Below are 16941 nucleotides of genomic sequence, written 5' to 3' on the forward strand. Positions count from 1 at the left end.
ATTGAACAAAATTTAAAAGAAAAAATTAATAATTATAAAACACAAAAAGAAATACTAACTAATTACAATTATGTTAACATGAGTTTTATTAGGAGATTTAAATGAAATTTAAATTATTTTGTATAATAATAATATTATTAACTTGCTGTTGTTTTTCTTCGGTTGCAGCGACCGAATTAAATGAAACACAATCAGAAATCGGAATTAATGATTTTTTAATAGAAAACGATACTTTAACCACACCTTCAGATGACCAACCAACAAACATTTCAAATTTACAAAACGTTCAATCAGAAAGCACAATAACTAAAAACACCACATCAAATAAAAAGATTTATGGAATAGTGGATTTCGGCTCAAATGGTATTAAATTGGACATATATCAGTACAATACTAAAAATAACAAAATTAAATTATTAACTCACAACAACGATATCTCACCGATTAAAGGATATATCGAACACAATAACATGACACAAAAAGGAATAAATAAAGTGATATCAATTTTTGAAGATTATGATGAAATTTTAAAACTGGCTAACGTGGATGAAACATATTATTATGCAACAGCCAGCTTAAGAAACATCAATAATGCTGATGAAATAATCAGCACCATAAAAAATAAAACCGGAATTACAATTCACATCTTGAGTGGTGAACAAGAAGCAAATGTTAGCTTCAATGCTGTTAAAGAAGAATTTGATGTAAATACAGGACTATTTATGGATCTAGGAGGAGGCAGCTGCGAACTAATCACATTTGAAAATAAAACACCCCTAATCAAAGATAGTCTACTATTAGGATCATATTCAGCATATCTAAAATTCGTCAAATCCATGTATCCCGATGCAGATGAAATAAAAGAAATAGAAAACTGGACGCTTAACAAATTAAAAAGTACCAACATAACTATCAAATCACCAATAACTGATTTATATAGTAATGGAGGAAGCATATCAGACATTCGAAAATTATTGATTTATCTTAACTACATCCCTGAAAAAAGCAGAACGTTCAGTGTTAAAGACCTGGATTACATACTTGAGGAACTTAAGGACAACACAAAAAAAGATTATAACAAGGTCATGGCCGTTATTCCTGATGGAATAAATACAATTGTGCCAGGAACCATCATAATTAAAACAATTGCTAATTACTTTAATATCACCACCCTGCACGACTGTAAAAACAGAATAAGTAGGGGAGTATTAATGTCTCTTATAGAGGACAGCAAAATAACAATAACCACCAATGGTCTGGAAAAATATTATTTAGGTCCTGAAAAACTTACAGTTAACGTTACCGACTCAAAAGATAACCCAATTGCAAATCAGATAGTTCACTTTACCATTAATGGCATGACATACAACAGGACAACCGATAAAAACGGCAGCGCATCTTTAAACATTAATTTAAATTCAGGGAAATATATGGCTGAAATTAGTGTAAATTACACCAGCATTGATGCAAAAGTAAATATTCTTCCAACTGTAAACGGCAGCGATATTACAAAAATCTACAGGAATGCTACGCAATACACGGCAACATTTAAAGATAGTAAAGGCAATTACCTGGCTGAAAACACAACAATTATCTTTAACATTAACGGAGTATTCTATGAGCGAAAAACAGGAAATAATGGTATAGCAATATTAAATATTAACCTGGAACAAGGAAAATACATAATTACTGCAATAAATACAGTCACTGGAGAAAATACTGCCAATAATATTACAGTCCTTCCAAAAATTACAGAAAACTATAATTTAACCAAAAAATATAAAAATGAAAGCCAGTTTACGGTTAAAATACTTGGCGATGAAGGAACATCAGTTGGCGCGGGCAAAAATGTTACATTCAACATCAATGGAGTATTATATACCCGCCAAACAAATGAATCCGGAATAGCTAAACTAAATATTAACCTAATTCCTGGCGAATACATCATCACAAGTGAGTATGAAGGATGTATGGTATCAAATAAGATTACAGTCCTTGCAAACTAAAATATAATTTCAGTGCAGATATTGGGACAAATCAATATCTGTTATAATCTTTTTTCTCAATATTTTATCGATTCCTGTTCCGTATTGGGCTGCTTTTTTGGGCCTGTATGCAATTTCAGTATCAAGACCTTCATTATATGCAAATTTTCTTAAGATATTTTTTCTCAATACATCACCGCTTCCGGAAATCTTATTTTTAGTAGGCAGGTTTATTGCATATTCAACCAAACCCTTATCTAAAAACGGCAGTCTCAATTCTACTGAATTAAGCATGGCGCATGCATCATCACGCTCCAGGTTGACGTGATACATATTTGAAATATCTTCACGAATTTCCAAATCAAGATTACCTTCTTCATAGCTTTTAAGGTATCTGTTATATCCTCCGAAAAGCTCATCAGCACCTTGGCCTGAAAAAACAACTTTCTGTCCATCGCCGGCCGCAGTTTTTGTTGCAAAGTAAGTTGTCAGTCCAACTCCAACCTTCATCAGGTTATCATCCCCAATTGCTTCAACAACTTCACCGATATGTTGCTTAATTAAATCTTCATCAATGATTTGAGTTTTTAAAGATAAATCCAGGTATTCTGCAGCATATTTTGCAGCATCCAAATCTTTTGACCCTTCACGACCGACCGCATATAATGTAATATCCAGTTTTTTATTGCATGAGATATCCTGCAAAAGCAGTGCCAAAATTGAACTGTCAACACCCCCTGAAAATATTACACCAAGCCTGTCTAATCCTTCCACTCTTTTAGCAACACTTAACTTTAATAACTTGTTTAACTTAGATGCATCAACTTCCATAATTTTTTCATATATTGCCTGTGCTGGAGCTACATCATTCCAGTTAAAAAGTATGTGTTCGGGCAACAATGTGGAAATTTCATCAAATCCCAACCCATATAATGCATCACGTGAAGAGCAAAAAGCACACAAATCATCACATATAGCATAAAACAAAGGTTTAACCCCTAATGGATCGCGACAAATGGCAAGATTTTCTCCATCCCACACAGCAAAAGCATAATCACCGTCAATCAACCTTTGGGCAGATTTAACAGCTTTCAGCAAATCCCCTTCATTATAAAAGTCAATCAAATTAACCAGAGCATCCCCATCGGATTTGATTTCATCTTCAACACCCATTTTTGACAATAGATTTCTGATTGTATTGAAATTATACAATGCGCCGTCAAATACAAGAACAAGGTCATCTTTGCATACAGGCTGGGGAATTGATGACCTTTCAGGTGAATCATAAACGGAAAATAGATTATGACCTAAAGCAATATTATAACTGTTATCATCAGTAAAATCATCCAAATCTATGTTTAAATAAATATCATCTAAAAAAACCCCGGATGAATCAGGACCGCGATTTTTAGATATCTTTAACATTTCAGTTAAATCACTGACTTTAAAATTTCCTTGAAGACCAACAATCGAACTCATAGTAATAAGTATAAAAACTATGATTTAAAAAAATTATTATTATTATATACAAATGTGAGGTAAAATATATGAAAAAATATCATGAAAGAACACTAGAAGTTCACGCAGGAGAAATGCCTGATCCAGTAACTGGTGCAAGGGCAACTCCAATATATCACACAAGTTCATATGCCTTCGAAAGTGCTGATAAAGCTAAAAAATTGTATGCTTTAGAAGAAGAAGGACATATTTACACAAGAATTTCAAACCCAACTTCAGAAGTTTTAGAAAAACGTGTGGCTGCAATAGAAAATGGTGTTGCGGCACTAACACAATCAACGGGAATGAGTGCTATTCTACTTTCTATTCTAAATATTGCCGGAAATGGAGATGAAATAGTATCATCCAACAATTTATATGGTGGAACATATACATTATTTAAAAATACAATGCCTAACTGGGGCATTAAAGTTAATTTTGTTGATACTCATGATTTGGATGCTTATAGGAAAGCAATCAATGAAAAAACAAAAGCAATATACTGTGAGTCCATTGGAAATCCGCAGTTAGATATTCCTGACTTTGAAGCACTATCAGAAATTGCACATGAAAACAATATTCCATTGATAGTTGACAATACATCAGCCATTACAATGGTAAAACCTATAGACCACGGTGCAGATATTGTAGTTCACTCAGCAACCAAATTTTTATCCGGAAACGGAACAAGCATGGGGGGAATAATAGTTGATGGTGGAAAATTCGACTGGACAAATGGAAAATTCCCAATGTTTACCGAACCTGACGAGTCATATCACGGATTAATCTATTCAGAAGCCTTCGGCGAAAAGGCATATATCATGAAAGCACGTGCACATTTGATGAAAGATTTAGGAACCGTAATGAGTCCTTTAAATGCATTTTTAATTATACAAAGCTCCATGACATTGTCATTAAGAGTCAGACAACATTGCGAAAACGCATTGGAAATAGCTAAATTCTTAAAAAATCACGAAGCAGTTTCATGGGTCAACTACCCCGGTTTGGAAGATAATGAAAATCACGAAATGGCTGAAAAATACCTGAACGGCAATTACGGCTGTATTGTAAGCTTTGGTATTAAAGGCGGAATTGAAGAAGGTAAAAAATTCATCGAAAGTGTTGAACTTTTAAGCCACGTTGCTAACATTGCAGATTCAAAAACACTCGTTATTCACCCAGCAAGTACGACACATTCCAACATGACTGAAGAAGAACAATTAGATAGTGGAATTACACCAGATTTCATTAGAATGTCTGTTGGTATTGAAGATGTTCGTGACTTAATCGAAGACATTGACCAAGCACTAAAAAAAGCTATCAATTAGGGTTTTCAACCCTCTATTTTTATTTTTAATTAAAATTTATTTTAAAAAAATTAAATAAAAAAAGTTGAGTACTGAAAAGTACTTTTAAACTAATTCAGGAACATCACTAACTGAGGACAATCATAATGCTGAGCTAAAAAAAGAATTATCCTCTCGAATTACGTTCATGATGATGCCAACGTAAAGAAATACCCGCAAGTAGATTATAAGGACAATCATTACAATCATCTAAACCAACAGGAGTAAAACCCCTCTGATTACGGTCATGATGCCAATTTACATAAGTATCAGCAATTTGAGCATGATAATCTGAAACAACCTGAGAATAAGATATAATAGAAAGAGCATCTCCCAGAGCAACATGAGAATTATCAACCACGACACTGTCAGTATCAGCTGCTGAAACAGAACATATACCAATTAAGGCAATTGCAACCAAAAATAAACTAAGTAAAACCCTTTTCATAATATCATTAAAAAAATTTTTTAATTAGATAATGTATTTACAAATACACTAATTAAACAAATATATTAAAACGGCAATATATAAAGTTTTTCAAATGTAAGTAGTCACTTACATTTTAAAATAGTGAAAAAGGAAAATTTAACCATGTAAAATAAAAAAAAATAAAAATTTATTGAAGTTAAATTTAAAAAAGAATATTCTGCTTTTAATATCGCAAATGGTTAAAAAAAGAATTAAATAAAGTAATAAAGTAATTTTAAATTAAATCACTTTTCTTAACAGTACACTGGTGTTATTTGTATTTCCTATCGGAAGCAACATTACCTCTTTATGGAAACCTCTGAGAATCGTATCAGTTAACGGAGCGTAAAGAATAGCTCTCATACCACTGTAAGTTCTGACAAGAACAGGGGTTTTTTCATCAACGATTTCCCAAACATTGGAAAATACCCTATCTTTAGGCTCTGCAAATGCTGCAACCATCAAAATATCAAAATCAATATCTTTTAGCACTGTTTCATCCCCAACTATTATTTCTATACCATCATCAAGACCTAATTTTTCTATAACTTTACGGGATAATTCAGCAACATCTTCCTGAATTTCAATACCTATACATTTACAGCCGAACTTTTGCCGGAATAAAATTAATGTTAAGGGCAAAGGCCCACTGCCTACAAAAACAAAAGTTTTATCTTCATGCCAATGAGCTAATTTGGATTCATTGGTAAGTAGTCCTTCATATCTTTCATAAAAGTGAAAAGTATCTAGAGTTGCTTGAGGATCATCGGATTCAATAATTTCCAATGCATTGTTAGTTTCCAATCTGGCACCAATATACAAATAGAATTTCCTGATTAATTTCAAAGCAGTATTCATCTTTTTATCATCTAGAATATGTTTTGCTGAATCAAAATCTATTGTTTCATCATGTGCTATAACTTCAATTTCATCTAGTAATTTAGTTATTTCATCCAAGTCCACATCATTCAATGATGAAATGTCATCAAGGGAGTCAACACCATAATCCTCCAATTTTTCAGCAATTTCTTCTATTTTTGGCCAATATTTCCAACAACTCATTTTTTATCACTATTCAAATATATTAGTAAAACCAGTAAATATACTTTTAATATTTTAAAAATAAAACTATTAATAATGATTCTAAAAACAACTAACCTAATATTAAGACCATGGAAAAAAGAAGATGCAAAATGTTTATATCATTTTGCAAAAAATCCTAATGTTGGTCCAATTGCAGGTTGGCCACCACATGAAAGCGAAAAAGACAGCTTAAATATCATCAACACTGTTTTTTCTAAAAGAGAAACCTATGCAATAGTCAAGGATGATATTCCTATTGGATGTGTAGGCTTATTATTTCATCCGGATACCAATCATTTCTGGGGTGATGGCGCTTGTGAACTTGGATACTGGATAGCTGAAGAATACTGGGGAAATGGCTATGCAGCAGAAGCATCCAAAAGATTGATTGAGTATGCATTTGATGAATTAAACATTGAAGTGATATATGCAACATATAGAATCGAAAATGACCAGTCCAAAAGAGTCCTGGAAAAACTAGGCTTTGAATATTTAAGAGAAATGCAAAATGAAAACTATCTGCATGAGATTTTTAAAGAAATAGCCATGAAACTTGAAAAATGAGTGATGGCAGAAATTATTTGATTTTGAACCTTTTTCATTTCTCCATTTTGATTTTTTTGTCTGATTTTTTAAGTTTGTGATATGAATCGTATTGCACCTATAAAAGAATGTAAATCTATTTTATTTTCTTTAATGATGTTAAATAATCTTATTAAATATATTTTTTTAACTATTAACTTGTATAAATATCCCATTATTAAAATAATATGATTTTAGGGCATTACAAGGTTGAAAGTAAGTACTTGCATTCGGAAAATATTATATATGCAATAATAAAAAAAATTACACTGCATTATCAAGACTATTATGTTATCTTGAAATTATACAATTAATTTAAAAGATGATGAATATGAATGGGAAAATTATATGCATAATGTTAATAATTGGAATGATTTTTTCAGTTTCTTCAGTTTGTGCAGCTGATTTAAATGATACACAAGTCATTCGTATAGATGATTTTATACAAAATGATATTAATCTCGATATAGACTGCAATGACAATTCTACAGACAATTCTACTGAAATAGATTTTGATAATATACCTGAAGGAGATATAAATTTAAATAATACTGGTGTTTTACCTGTGGAAATAAGTTATGATATGGATCCGATTGTGATTGAAGATTGTTTAGATAAAGAAATTAATTACTATTTTATCGATTTTAATTTTGTTAAAGCACCATACATCAAAGATTTTACCCTACACTTTGATGTAGATGGATATAATGATTGGTTTGTTGAATATGATGACGCATTAAATCAGGGAGGCAAAGCCTTTTTAGTAGCATCAAATAATGAAAATTCTGAATATTATATACCTGACTTTAACGAAATAACCGTTACAGTATCATACTCTATAAACGGTGAAATGGAATTCCATAAAATGACTTTTGAAAAATCTGATTTTAAACCGTTGATAAGATAGTTAATAGAGTATTGGTAGAAATTGTTGAGTTTTAATAATTATTCAATTTTTACCAAATTTTACTATTTTTTTATAATCTAATAATTTCTGCCAACAATCAAAATATTAAAAAAAGGAATTATGACAACATATTATTGATTTGATCAGCTGTTATAACCCCTTCAACTACAAAGTTTTCATCAACAACAGGCAGACATGAAATGTCGAATTTACTCATCATACGGGAAATATCTTCAATAGAATCGGAAGAATGACAGAATTTAACTGTTTTTGTCATGATATCCTTCAGATTATTGGAGTTTGTTGCAATAGCTTTAGACAAGTCCCAGCTGGTAACGATACCTATAAGCTTATTATCATCAGTAACAATAGGAATATGGGTTATATTTTTTTCAAGCATTAATTTGGCGGCTTTTGTAACCAAATTATCTTCCTTAATTGTTACTACATCACGAGTCATCAAGTCACCGACCACATTGTCTGACAGGCATTTAGAAAGGAAGTAGTTGAGCTGACCTTTTTCAAGCAGGAATGCATCGTGTCCATAATTGGACTTGATTTCTGAAAATGATACTTCAATATCATTTGCATTCAATGCAGCAACCAAATCTGTACTTTGTTCAGTCGGATACAGCCAGTCTGAATCCACTGATATTACTTCCAGTTTACATTTAACATCCTTTAAGCCTTCAATTACTGAGTTGTTTACTGCCAAATCAAATAAATCAACAGCTTTTGTAATGTATAAGTAACTATTAGCATCAAAACGCTTTACAAATGATTCTCCCTGATGATGCAAGTAACTTTCAACCTGGAAATCCATTGTAAAATCATAACTGATTTCATCCTTATCCTGTAAATCACGTCCAAATTTGAGATACATTGATTCATCACTCAAATATGTAATATGTGCAATCATACGAGCTAAAGATAATCCGCTTCTTGGAGTTTTGCCGGTGCCATAATAATTGCCTTCATTCCAATCAGGATCAGAAAATATGGCCTGGCGACCAACCTCATTAAATGCAATTTGCTGAGGGGAAGACTGTGCGGTTGTAGCTATTGGAATTGCTTTTTTCATCATTTCCGGATAGCTGACAATCCATTGAAGAACCTGCATTCCTCCCATTGACCCGCCGATAATAGCATACAACTGATTAATGCCAAATGAATCAATCAATTCTTTTTGAACATCAACCATATCTTTAATTGTAATTACAGGAAAATCAAGAGCATATTCTTTTCCGGTTTTAGGGTTAATTGAACTTGGACCGGTTGTTCCTTTACATCCACCCAATACATTGGAACAGATTATAAAGTATTTTTCAGTGTCAATGACTTTTCCAGGCCCTATAACTATTTCCCACCAGCCGGGCTTTTTACTTCCTTTATGCCAGCCGGCAGCATGGGCATCACCAGTCAGTGCATGACAAATTAAAATAGCATTAGATTTATCACTGTTAAGTTCTCCATAGGTTTCATAAGCAACAGTAATATCTTTTAAAGTCCTGCCACTTTCCAAGACAAAAGAATCATCAATATTAAAGTATTTTGTTTCAACAAAACCAACAGAATCCTTATCCATAAAAATCACCATATTAAATCTAAATTTTGCAATGCTTTTTTTGCAGCTGATTGTTCAGCTTCCTTTTTATTTCTTCCTTTTCCGCAACCCATTTCCTCTTCATCTAAATAAATAGCCATTATAAACGTTTTATCGTGTGGAACTCCATGTTCTTCAAGAAGTTCATATCTTATTTTAATTTCTCTTACATCACAGTATTCTTTTATTTTTGATTTATAATCATGGAAATAAATTTTTTCCTCATCAATATGTCTGAATATTATTTTTGCAATGAATCTTTTTGTAAAAGCGAATCCCTGATCCAGGAACAGTGCTCCCAAAAATGATTCAAATATATCTGAAGTAATTGATAGGACTTCATTATCCGTCAAACTCATTTCATCAACTGAAATTTTTAAAAAATCAGGTAATCCAAGCTCATGAGAATACTCTATCAAAGCCGCCTGACACACATAGTTTGCTCTAAGCTTAGTTAATTTACCTTCCCCATATTTAGGATATTTTTTATAAAGATACTCTGAAACTAACATGTTTAATATAGAGTCTCCAAGAAACTCCAAACGTTCATAATCATAGTCTATTCCATGTACCGTTGCATATGAACCATGCATGAAGGCAAGTTTGTAATAATCTTCATTATTTGGTTCAATTGAAAATTTTTCGAATAAATTCATATTAAAGCCCATAATCATATAATTATTTATAACTATGATTTTTAATTTATATAAACTTCATTATATATAACTATTGTTATAAATATTACTCGTCAAATGCTCTAGCTCTTTGCTTAAATATAGATTAAATTAAAAAATGAATCAAGGATTGGTAAAATGATATTGAATTGGAAAGAAGAAATAACAAAAATTGACCCGGACATGAAATTTAGAGCACAGGGCGGATGGTTGAAAACAGTAGAAGAGCTAGACAAAAGCGTAACAAACGGATATTCATTAGTAGGCGATTTTGTAAAAGCAGGAGACTTTGAAGGAGAATACAGTGAAGGAATATATCTTGACTGCAACAAAGAGGGAACTGCTAAAAAACCACAGACGGATTACAGATTATTTAGATTCAGAGACGGAAAAGTAAGATTACTTGATTTAGTCATTGATGCACAAAGAAGTTGGGCACAGGATTTCTGGGATGCTGTTGAAGACGAAATCTAAAAAAAAACTTTTATAAATTTTTTTAAAAAATATGATGTAAAGTACAGCAGGAACAGCTCGGATTAAAGTAATTATCTCTAGGCATACTTTGAGCAGGCTGCATTATTAATGAAATTTCAAAAATAGAACTTGAATCGGGACTTGCTTTTTTAGTTACCTTAGAAAGTCCCCTGTAATTAACCGGAACATTGCCAGTTTGGGAAATATTGTAATAGAACAGTTCACCACTGTTAAGCTTAGAGAAAAATTCCTCTAACTGCTTTACCTGCTTTGGAAACATTGAAAAATTGGCACTCATTAATTTGTCTTGCCTTTGTTTAATGCCAACATATTTAACATTAACCGCTAAAATATCACCATCTTCTTTTGTAAATACAATACATTCATCCAAATCAACGTTTTCCCTTAAAGCTAAATCCTTCAGTTCAGACATTAAAATGACTCCTAAAAACAGTATGAAAAATAATCTTGTGTGATGATAATTATAAAAAAAAGTGGTTTGATGAAGATTAATTTAATAATCTCCAATAACTTTTACCAACTTAAACTAATCTTTGTCTAGTAGTTGGTTTTTTATTTTGCCAGCTGTATCTCCTTAATTTACTAGATCTACCAAATCCGCAAGAAGCACAAACTTTTTTACGTATGTGATAAGTATTTCTACCACATCTTCTACATCTGATATGGGTCTTTTTATTCTTTTTACCCATTGATGGAGTTCCCTTTGACATTGATACACCTCCTCCCTATTAATTATTAATTCTCTGTAATCTTTAACAATTATTGAATAATATTTATGGTGAAATATAAACAATATTGTCTCCTCTAATGAGGACAACACCTAATCTTCTAGTTACTTCTCCATCTTGTAACTCTTCAGCATCGTTAAGAACTAAATTCATGTGTAAATCGAAGCTTTTGAGTATACCTCTAAATTCACGGTCTCCTTTGAGTTTGATTAAAACTGGAGCATCGATAGATTTTCCTAATGCATCAAGTGGTCTTTGAACATTTTGTCCCATTATATCACCTTATATTACCTATTAATTGTATTTAATTAAAATTTTTTTAAAAGGAATTATCATATATAATAATTACCTGTATTAGAAATAATATAATCAAGTTAAGATAGACAAAACCTAATTAAAACTAATAATAAATTATATAATCAAACTAATATATAAATGTTAGTATTTTTAAGCCAAAAAATACTAATCAATTGCTCTCTCACACTTTTCTTTTATAGTATTTTGATTCATAGATTAAAATGCCATGCATTTCAACAAAAACGAATATACCAAATTACTTAGATACATCCTATCAAACTGCTATGACAAACCACATGTCGGAAAAACAGTACTGACAACAACACTATACTTTATAGACTTTAACTATTACGAAGCATACGGCGAATCCTTAACAAAGGAAAAATATATGAAAACAAAAAAGGGCATAAAGCCAGATCACTTTTCAAAGGTTACGGAAGAATTAATTGAAAGAAATAAAATCTATTTCAGAAAAGAACCATATTACCATACGACACTGCACAAATACTATCTAACTGAAATACCCAATATAAAATTTACAAACAAAAAGACAAACATTATAGATTTAACAATGAAGCATCTAATAACTAAAAGTGCAACAGCAATACTGAGATATGCAAGTAAAGATCCCCCATACCAAAATACGGATTTTAACGAAGAAATAGACTATAATAATGTATATTATAGAGATTCAAGATATTCGATTAGAAAAAAATTTATTAATTTATAAAACAATATTTATTATAATAACAAAAATAGGGAAAAAACATGGTAATTAAAGTCAAAAAAAGAAATTTTTTAAAAAAGAAAAAAATAAAACAAATCAAAAATGAATTAGGAGAATACGGAGGATTGCTTGAAAACAAGAAAAATGTTGAAATCCTGGAAGCAGAACCTAATTCATTTATACTAGTCGATGGTGAACCATATATTATCATAATTGATGATAAAGCATTTCCAACACTTAAAGCAGCACTTGCTAATGAAATAGATGGAAAAACTGTAACCGTTGATATGGGTGCAGTGCGTTTTGTAACAAACGGTGCTGATATTATGAGTCCTGGAATCACCGCTGCAGATGATAATATAACTCTCGGAGATATTGTCCTGATTGTAGATGAAACACACGGCAAACCATTGGCTATTGGTGTCAGTTTAATAACTGGTGAAGAAATGGTTGAAAATGATTCAGGAAAAGCAATAGAAACAAAACACTATGTCGGCGATGAAATCTGGAACTTTGAAATATAGGTGATATGAATGGCTGAATTACGATACAGAGCAGGAAATATTCATGACCCTGGAGTTCACAAGATTGGAATAATCGCACTTGGGTCACATCTGGAAAACCATGGCCCCGCATTGCCAATAGATACGGATGCAAAGATAGGTGCACACATTGCATTTCAATCATCCCTTAAAAGCGGAGCAAAATTTTTAGGAGTAATATTTCCGGCATACGAACTGGATGAAATAGACCATGGAATACATGTTTCCCTTGATACTTTAAAAGAAAATGTAATAGAAACCTTAAATTCAGCTAAAAAATTCCTGGATATTGAAAAAGTGATAATAGTAAATTCACATGGTGGAAACCTGCCGTTAATGACAGAAATCTGGGATATTGAAGAAAAAACAGATTTGATTATAGTGATGAATAATAAAATAATCTCCACAGAAGGACCTCATGCAGGAAGTGGAGAACTGTCCATGGCAAAAGTTCTGGGCATAATAAACGAAAAAGAACTGGAACATCAGGCTGACGTTAATAAATACATCGAAGTGGGCTTGCATGGATTTAAAAAAGCACGTGAAAACGATCCAAATATTGAAGAAGGAGCACTGGATGTAGAAGAAAATGGAGTATATGTTGATGAGGAATACGGTCATCAACTCTTTAATCTGGCAATTGATACAGTACTCTTCGATGTTGAAAAATTACTTGATTTTTAAGGAGAATGCTGAGAATCATTTCCTGAACTTCCACCGCCACCACCACTAGGAGTTGGCTCCGGAGTAGGTGTAGGAGTTGGAGTGGTATCCTCTTTAGTTTCAACACTACCTGATGAGCTTCCAGAATCAGAATAAGTTTGAACATGACTTCCTGAATCTGAAGAAGCATGATTAGAATTGGAAGGAGTAGCATTACCAAAAAATGGTGTTGAATTATTACTATTATTTCCAAAATTAAGATTTAAATGATATGTACCTGTCATTGCTGCAAAAACACCTGCAAAACAAAATGCTATAATAGCAACAATTAAAACAACCAATACAATAGCAGAACGACTTGCCATAATAAACACCAAGGTAAAATTTTATTATCAATATTATGTATAATTAATTATATAAAGATTATTATGAAAACAATAGCAAAAGCGGTTGAAAGTGAAATAAATGTTAAAAAATCACAGTTTATTTGCCATTTATTTCCAACCAAAACCAAAAAGGAAAGCAAAGAAATCATATTAAAAGTCAATGAGCAATATAGCGATGCTACACATAATTGTACTGCATATATTGTCTCTGACGGCGAAGGTTTTGATGATGATGGTGAACCTGGGGGAACTGCAGGCAAGCCCATGATCAATGTTTTGAGAAAAAATGAACTGCATAATGTTACTGCTATTGTTACTCGTTATTTTGGCGGAATTAAACTTGGTGCCGGAGGATTGGTTAGAGCCTATTCAAAATCCGTTTTGGAAGCCATTAATGAAGCTGAAATTTTAGAAGTTGAACTGTATGATGTTTATACTCTTGTTTTTGAATATTCAGACATTAAATTAGTTGACGGTGAAGTCAGAAACAACAATCTGGAAGTTACAAACAAAGACTATTCCGATAAGGTAACATATGATGTGGTTTCTAAAGACTTTAGGGATATTGAAAAAATCTTTGAAAAATATTCCGGTAAAATAACTGTTAACTTTAAAAATAAAGAAGTTTTAGTTAAGTAATCTACATCCCATGAAAACAAAATACATTCCTGATGTGCAAACTTAATGATATTGAAAAGACTATTGATTAAAATAGATAATTCTATAAGAAAATATAAAATTATTTAAGCTACTTTTAATAATTTTGATGGATAAATTGTTTGAAAAAAAGAAAAATATTGAAGATGAAAAATATTCACCTTCATCAATGACTTATTTTTTAAATCTTCTTAATTGTGGGAAAACCAAAGTTAACAGCAATAAGAAAAGGATTAAAATTGGATTACCCGTTGCTCTATTATTTATAGGAACTTCGATAGGAGGTTTTTCATTGGATGTACGATTTTCCGGTTCAGGATTGACAGGTTCAGGAACATCTGGAATTACAATAATAAATCCTGTTCCATTAGATGCTAAATAAACATCATCACCATTGAATGATACAAATACAGGATAAGTTCCATTATAATTATCAGGTACAAGCCATGGAACATTGCCTTTACCATTAATGATTTCAACAACCTTAACTGTTCCATCAGGTAAAATTACAGTAACATTACCATTAAACGGTAGCCCATCATCAGCTGTGACATTAATAGGAATGATTATATTATCACCAGGATGAGCAGTAACATTACCCACACTAACATGAGTAGGAATTGGATTAACAGTGATTTTAGAAGTGTTCGTAGCAGAAGTATGATTAGCATCAACAACAGTAGTCCAAACCACAGTATAATTACCCACAGGCAACTGATCAACAGGAATAGAACCATCAGGACCAACAGTACCATTCAAAATAGGATTACCCTCACTATCAAAAATCTCATAAGTAACATTAGTAGCATTAACACTATCATAATCCACAACAATAGGCTCACCATAAGTCACATTAACATCACTACCATTCACCAAAGAAGGAGCAGGATTAACTGTGACATTTTCACATGGATATTCATTGTCTGAAGTGTTTTTATCTTCTTCAGTAGAATTTACACTAACTATATTTTCAACTATACCTACAGATAAAGTTTTAACGGTTAATGTTAAGTAAACAGTTTCATCCTTATTTAAATTACCTATATACCAAATGCCTTCTTTTTCATCAAATTGACCAACATTATGAGTATCTACATTAGTAATTTTAACAATACCATTCATTACATCTGTAACATTGACATCAGTAGCATTAGAAGGACCTGAATTAGTAACACAAATCGTGTAAATTACTTCATCTCCAACAGTAACATTTGTTTTATCTACGGTTTTATTGATTTTCAAATCAACAAGAGGTAAAACAGTAACATTAGTTTTATTAGAAACTTCTGTTGAATTTTCAGTGCAGCTAAGAGTAACAACATTAAGGAATGTGCCGTTTGTTAAAACAGTAACATTGAAACAAACACTGTAACTAGAACCTTTAGTCAAGTTACCTACTTCCCAAACAATAGTCTTATCAGCAATTTTGAAAGTTCCATTTGCACTTTTACCATCAAATTTGAATACATCATCCAACACATCAGTTATATTAACACCAGTCGCATTGGCAGGACCATAATTAGTAACAGTAATTGTGAAAGTAACATTCTCATTAACCTTTACTTCACCAGGTGTAGCGGTTTTTACAATAGTTAAATTGACAGGAACAACCTCAATTGTGGTAGAATTCTTAACCTCAGTATCATTCTCAGCACATGTTACATTAACCTTATTGGTTCTAAATCCAGTACCATTAGTACGGACTACAACATAATACTCAGCAATACCACCGGAACCCAATTTAGTTAAATTCCAAGAAATAACCCTAGTAGACTCATCCCAATAATAACCAGAAGTAGCATCATTTTCAAAGATTAAACCTACCGGCAACTCATCACATATTACTAAATCAGTAGCATCAAAATCACAATTATTTTTAACAACAATCACATATTTTACTAAAGTATTATTAGCAACAATTGTAACATTAGCAGTTTTATTAATATTTAAAACAACAGCACCGACTTCAACATCAGTGAAATTCTTAACCTCAGTATCATTCTCAGCACATGTTACATTAACCTTATTAGTCAAATTCACAGCATCATCAACATTCACACGAGCAGTAATCCAAAACACAACAACATCACTAGAATTTAAACTAGAAATATTCCACTTAGCACCATTATTAAACTGACCCAGATACACAACAACACCATAAGGATCATCAACAATACCACCATCAACAAAAGACAAACCAGCAGGCAATATCAACACTGGTAAAATGAAACAGTCGCTTAAATCCCGATGGAGCAAAGAGAGCCTAAAGGCAATACGAAAAGCATTTTTTGAATCATGAA

At 31.9% G+C, this 16941-nt stretch carries 19 protein-coding genes; 9 read left to right on the forward strand and 10 right to left on the reverse strand.

Annotation, left to right across the window (positions count from 1 at the left end; translation table 11 throughout):
• Positions 1 to 101 precede the first annotated feature (101 nt).
• Positions 102 to 2006 (forward strand): hypothetical protein, encoded by a 1905-nt coding sequence (locus ACKI5C_RS07695; protein ID WP_407432577.1) that lies wholly within the window; start codon positions 102 to 104, stop codon positions 2004 to 2006.
• Between the two features lie 9 nt (positions 2007 to 2015).
• Here the strand turns inward: ACKI5C_RS07695 and ACKI5C_RS07700 are convergent, their stop codons facing one another.
• Complete coding sequence (locus tag ACKI5C_RS07700) at positions 2016 to 3464, reverse strand: asparagine synthase-related protein (RefSeq protein ID WP_407432578.1); 1449 nt, start codon at positions 3462 to 3464, stop codon at positions 2016 to 2018.
• A gap of 68 nt (positions 3465 to 3532) precedes the next feature.
• Here ACKI5C_RS07700 and ACKI5C_RS07705 point away from each other — a divergent pair, with 68 nt between their 5' ends.
• Positions 3533 to 4810, forward strand: a complete 1278-nt coding sequence (locus ACKI5C_RS07705) for an O-acetylhomoserine aminocarboxypropyltransferase/cysteine synthase family protein (RefSeq protein ID WP_407432579.1) — start codon at positions 3533 to 3535, stop codon at positions 4808 to 4810.
• A 145-nt stretch (positions 4811 to 4955) separates the two neighbouring features.
• Here ACKI5C_RS07705 and ACKI5C_RS07710 read toward each other — a convergent pair whose 3' ends face one another.
• Both ACKI5C_RS07710 and ACKI5C_RS07715 read right to left on the reverse strand, forming a co-directional pair.
• Positions 4956 to 5276: a hypothetical protein gene (locus ACKI5C_RS07710; protein ID WP_407432580.1), complete on the reverse strand. Its 321-nt coding sequence runs from the start codon at positions 5274 to 5276 to the stop codon at positions 4956 to 4958.
• Positions 5277 to 5537: 261 nt separating this feature from the next.
• Positions 5538 to 6359, reverse strand: a complete 822-nt coding sequence (locus tag ACKI5C_RS07715) for a nicotianamine synthase family protein (protein ID WP_407432581.1) — start codon at positions 6357 to 6359, stop codon at positions 5538 to 5540.
• A gap of 75 nt (positions 6360 to 6434) precedes the next feature.
• Here ACKI5C_RS07715 and ACKI5C_RS07720 point away from each other — a divergent pair, with 75 nt between their 5' ends.
• Together ACKI5C_RS07720 and ACKI5C_RS07725 are read left to right on the forward strand one after the other, a co-directional pair.
• Positions 6435 to 6944, forward strand: coding sequence for a GNAT family N-acetyltransferase (locus ACKI5C_RS07720; RefSeq protein WP_407432582.1), 510 nt, complete (start codon positions 6435 to 6437; stop codon positions 6942 to 6944).
• Positions 6945 to 7293: 349 nt separating this feature from the next.
• A complete protein-coding gene (locus ACKI5C_RS07725) occupies positions 7294 to 7869 on the forward strand; it encodes a hypothetical protein (protein ID WP_407432583.1) in 576 nt (191 codons plus the stop codon).
• Positions 7870 to 7987: 118 nt separating this feature from the next.
• Here the strand turns inward: ACKI5C_RS07725 and ACKI5C_RS07730 are convergent, their stop codons facing one another.
• On the reverse strand, positions 7988 to 9454 hold the full coding sequence (locus tag ACKI5C_RS07730) for a homoserine O-acetyltransferase (protein ID WP_407432584.1): 1467 nt from the start codon (positions 9452 to 9454) through the stop codon (positions 7988 to 7990).
• A 5-nt stretch (positions 9455 to 9459) separates the two neighbouring features.
• Positions 9460 to 10140, reverse strand: coding sequence for a ribonuclease III (gene rnc / locus ACKI5C_RS07735; RefSeq protein WP_407432585.1), 681 nt, complete (start codon positions 10138 to 10140; stop codon positions 9460 to 9462).
• Between the two features lie 144 nt (positions 10141 to 10284).
• Between rnc and ACKI5C_RS07740 the strand changes: the two genes are divergently transcribed.
• A complete protein-coding gene (locus tag ACKI5C_RS07740; protein ID WP_296808904.1) occupies positions 10285 to 10620 on the forward strand; it encodes a hypothetical protein in 336 nt (111 codons plus the stop codon).
• A 22-nt stretch (positions 10621 to 10642) separates the two neighbouring features.
• Here the strand turns inward: ACKI5C_RS07740 and ACKI5C_RS07745 are convergent, their stop codons facing one another.
• The 3 genes from ACKI5C_RS07745 to ACKI5C_RS07755 form a co-directional block, all read right to left on the reverse strand.
• Positions 10643 to 11053 carry a hypothetical protein gene (locus tag ACKI5C_RS07745; RefSeq protein WP_407432586.1) on the reverse strand — a complete coding sequence of 137 codons (411 nt, stop codon included), beginning with the start codon at positions 11051 to 11053 and terminating at the stop codon, positions 10643 to 10645.
• A 109-nt stretch (positions 11054 to 11162) separates the two neighbouring features.
• The gene (locus tag ACKI5C_RS07750; protein ID WP_296808906.1) at positions 11163 to 11351 is read right to left on the reverse strand and encodes a 50S ribosomal protein L37e; all 189 of its coding nucleotides are present in this window, start codon (positions 11349 to 11351) and stop codon (positions 11163 to 11165) included.
• A 63-nt stretch (positions 11352 to 11414) separates the two neighbouring features.
• Complete coding sequence (locus tag ACKI5C_RS07755; protein ID WP_296808915.1) at positions 11415 to 11645, reverse strand: LSm family protein; 231 nt, start codon at positions 11643 to 11645, stop codon at positions 11415 to 11417.
• Between the two features lie 247 nt (positions 11646 to 11892).
• On the opposite strand from ACKI5C_RS07755, the gene ACKI5C_RS07760 reads away from it, so the two are divergent.
• The 3 genes from ACKI5C_RS07760 to arfB are packed head-to-tail and all read left to right on the forward strand — an operon-like array spanning position 11893 to position 13619.
• Positions 11893 to 12396, forward strand: coding sequence for a type II toxin-antitoxin system antitoxin SocA domain-containing protein (locus tag ACKI5C_RS07760; protein WP_407432587.1), 504 nt, complete (start codon positions 11893 to 11895; stop codon positions 12394 to 12396).
• Between the two features lie 38 nt (positions 12397 to 12434).
• Complete coding sequence (locus tag ACKI5C_RS07765) at positions 12435 to 12917, forward strand: DUF1947 domain-containing protein (protein ID WP_407432588.1); 483 nt, start codon at positions 12435 to 12437, stop codon at positions 12915 to 12917.
• Between the two features lie 9 nt (positions 12918 to 12926).
• Complete coding sequence (gene arfB / locus ACKI5C_RS07770; protein WP_407432589.1) at positions 12927 to 13619, forward strand: 2-amino-5-formylamino-6-ribosylaminopyrimidin-4(3H)-one 5'-monophosphate deformylase; 693 nt, start codon at positions 12927 to 12929, stop codon at positions 13617 to 13619.
• On the opposite strand, the gene ACKI5C_RS07775 is transcribed toward arfB, so the two are convergent.
• On the reverse strand, positions 13616 to 13963 hold the full coding sequence (locus tag ACKI5C_RS07775) for a hypothetical protein (protein WP_407432590.1): 348 nt from the start codon (positions 13961 to 13963) through the stop codon (positions 13616 to 13618). The genes arfB and ACKI5C_RS07775 overlap by 4 nt on opposite strands.
• Before the next feature lie 63 nt (positions 13964 to 14026).
• Here ACKI5C_RS07775 and ACKI5C_RS07780 point away from each other — a divergent pair, with 63 nt between their 5' ends.
• The gene (locus ACKI5C_RS07780; protein ID WP_407432591.1) at positions 14027 to 14623 is read left to right on the forward strand and encodes a YigZ family protein; all 597 of its coding nucleotides are present in this window, start codon (positions 14027 to 14029) and stop codon (positions 14621 to 14623) included.
• 192 nt (positions 14624 to 14815) lie between these two features.
• On the opposite strand, the gene ACKI5C_RS07785 is transcribed toward ACKI5C_RS07780, so the two are convergent.
• Positions 14816 to 16941 (reverse strand): hypothetical protein (locus ACKI5C_RS07785; protein ID WP_407432592.1); only part of this gene is annotated, 2126 nt, incomplete at its 5' end.

Origin of the sequence: Methanobrevibacter sp. (genome assembly GCF_045646045.1) — an archaeon.
In the GTDB taxonomy this organism is placed as follows: domain Archaea; phylum Methanobacteriota; class Methanobacteria; order Methanobacteriales; family Methanobacteriaceae; genus Methanocatella.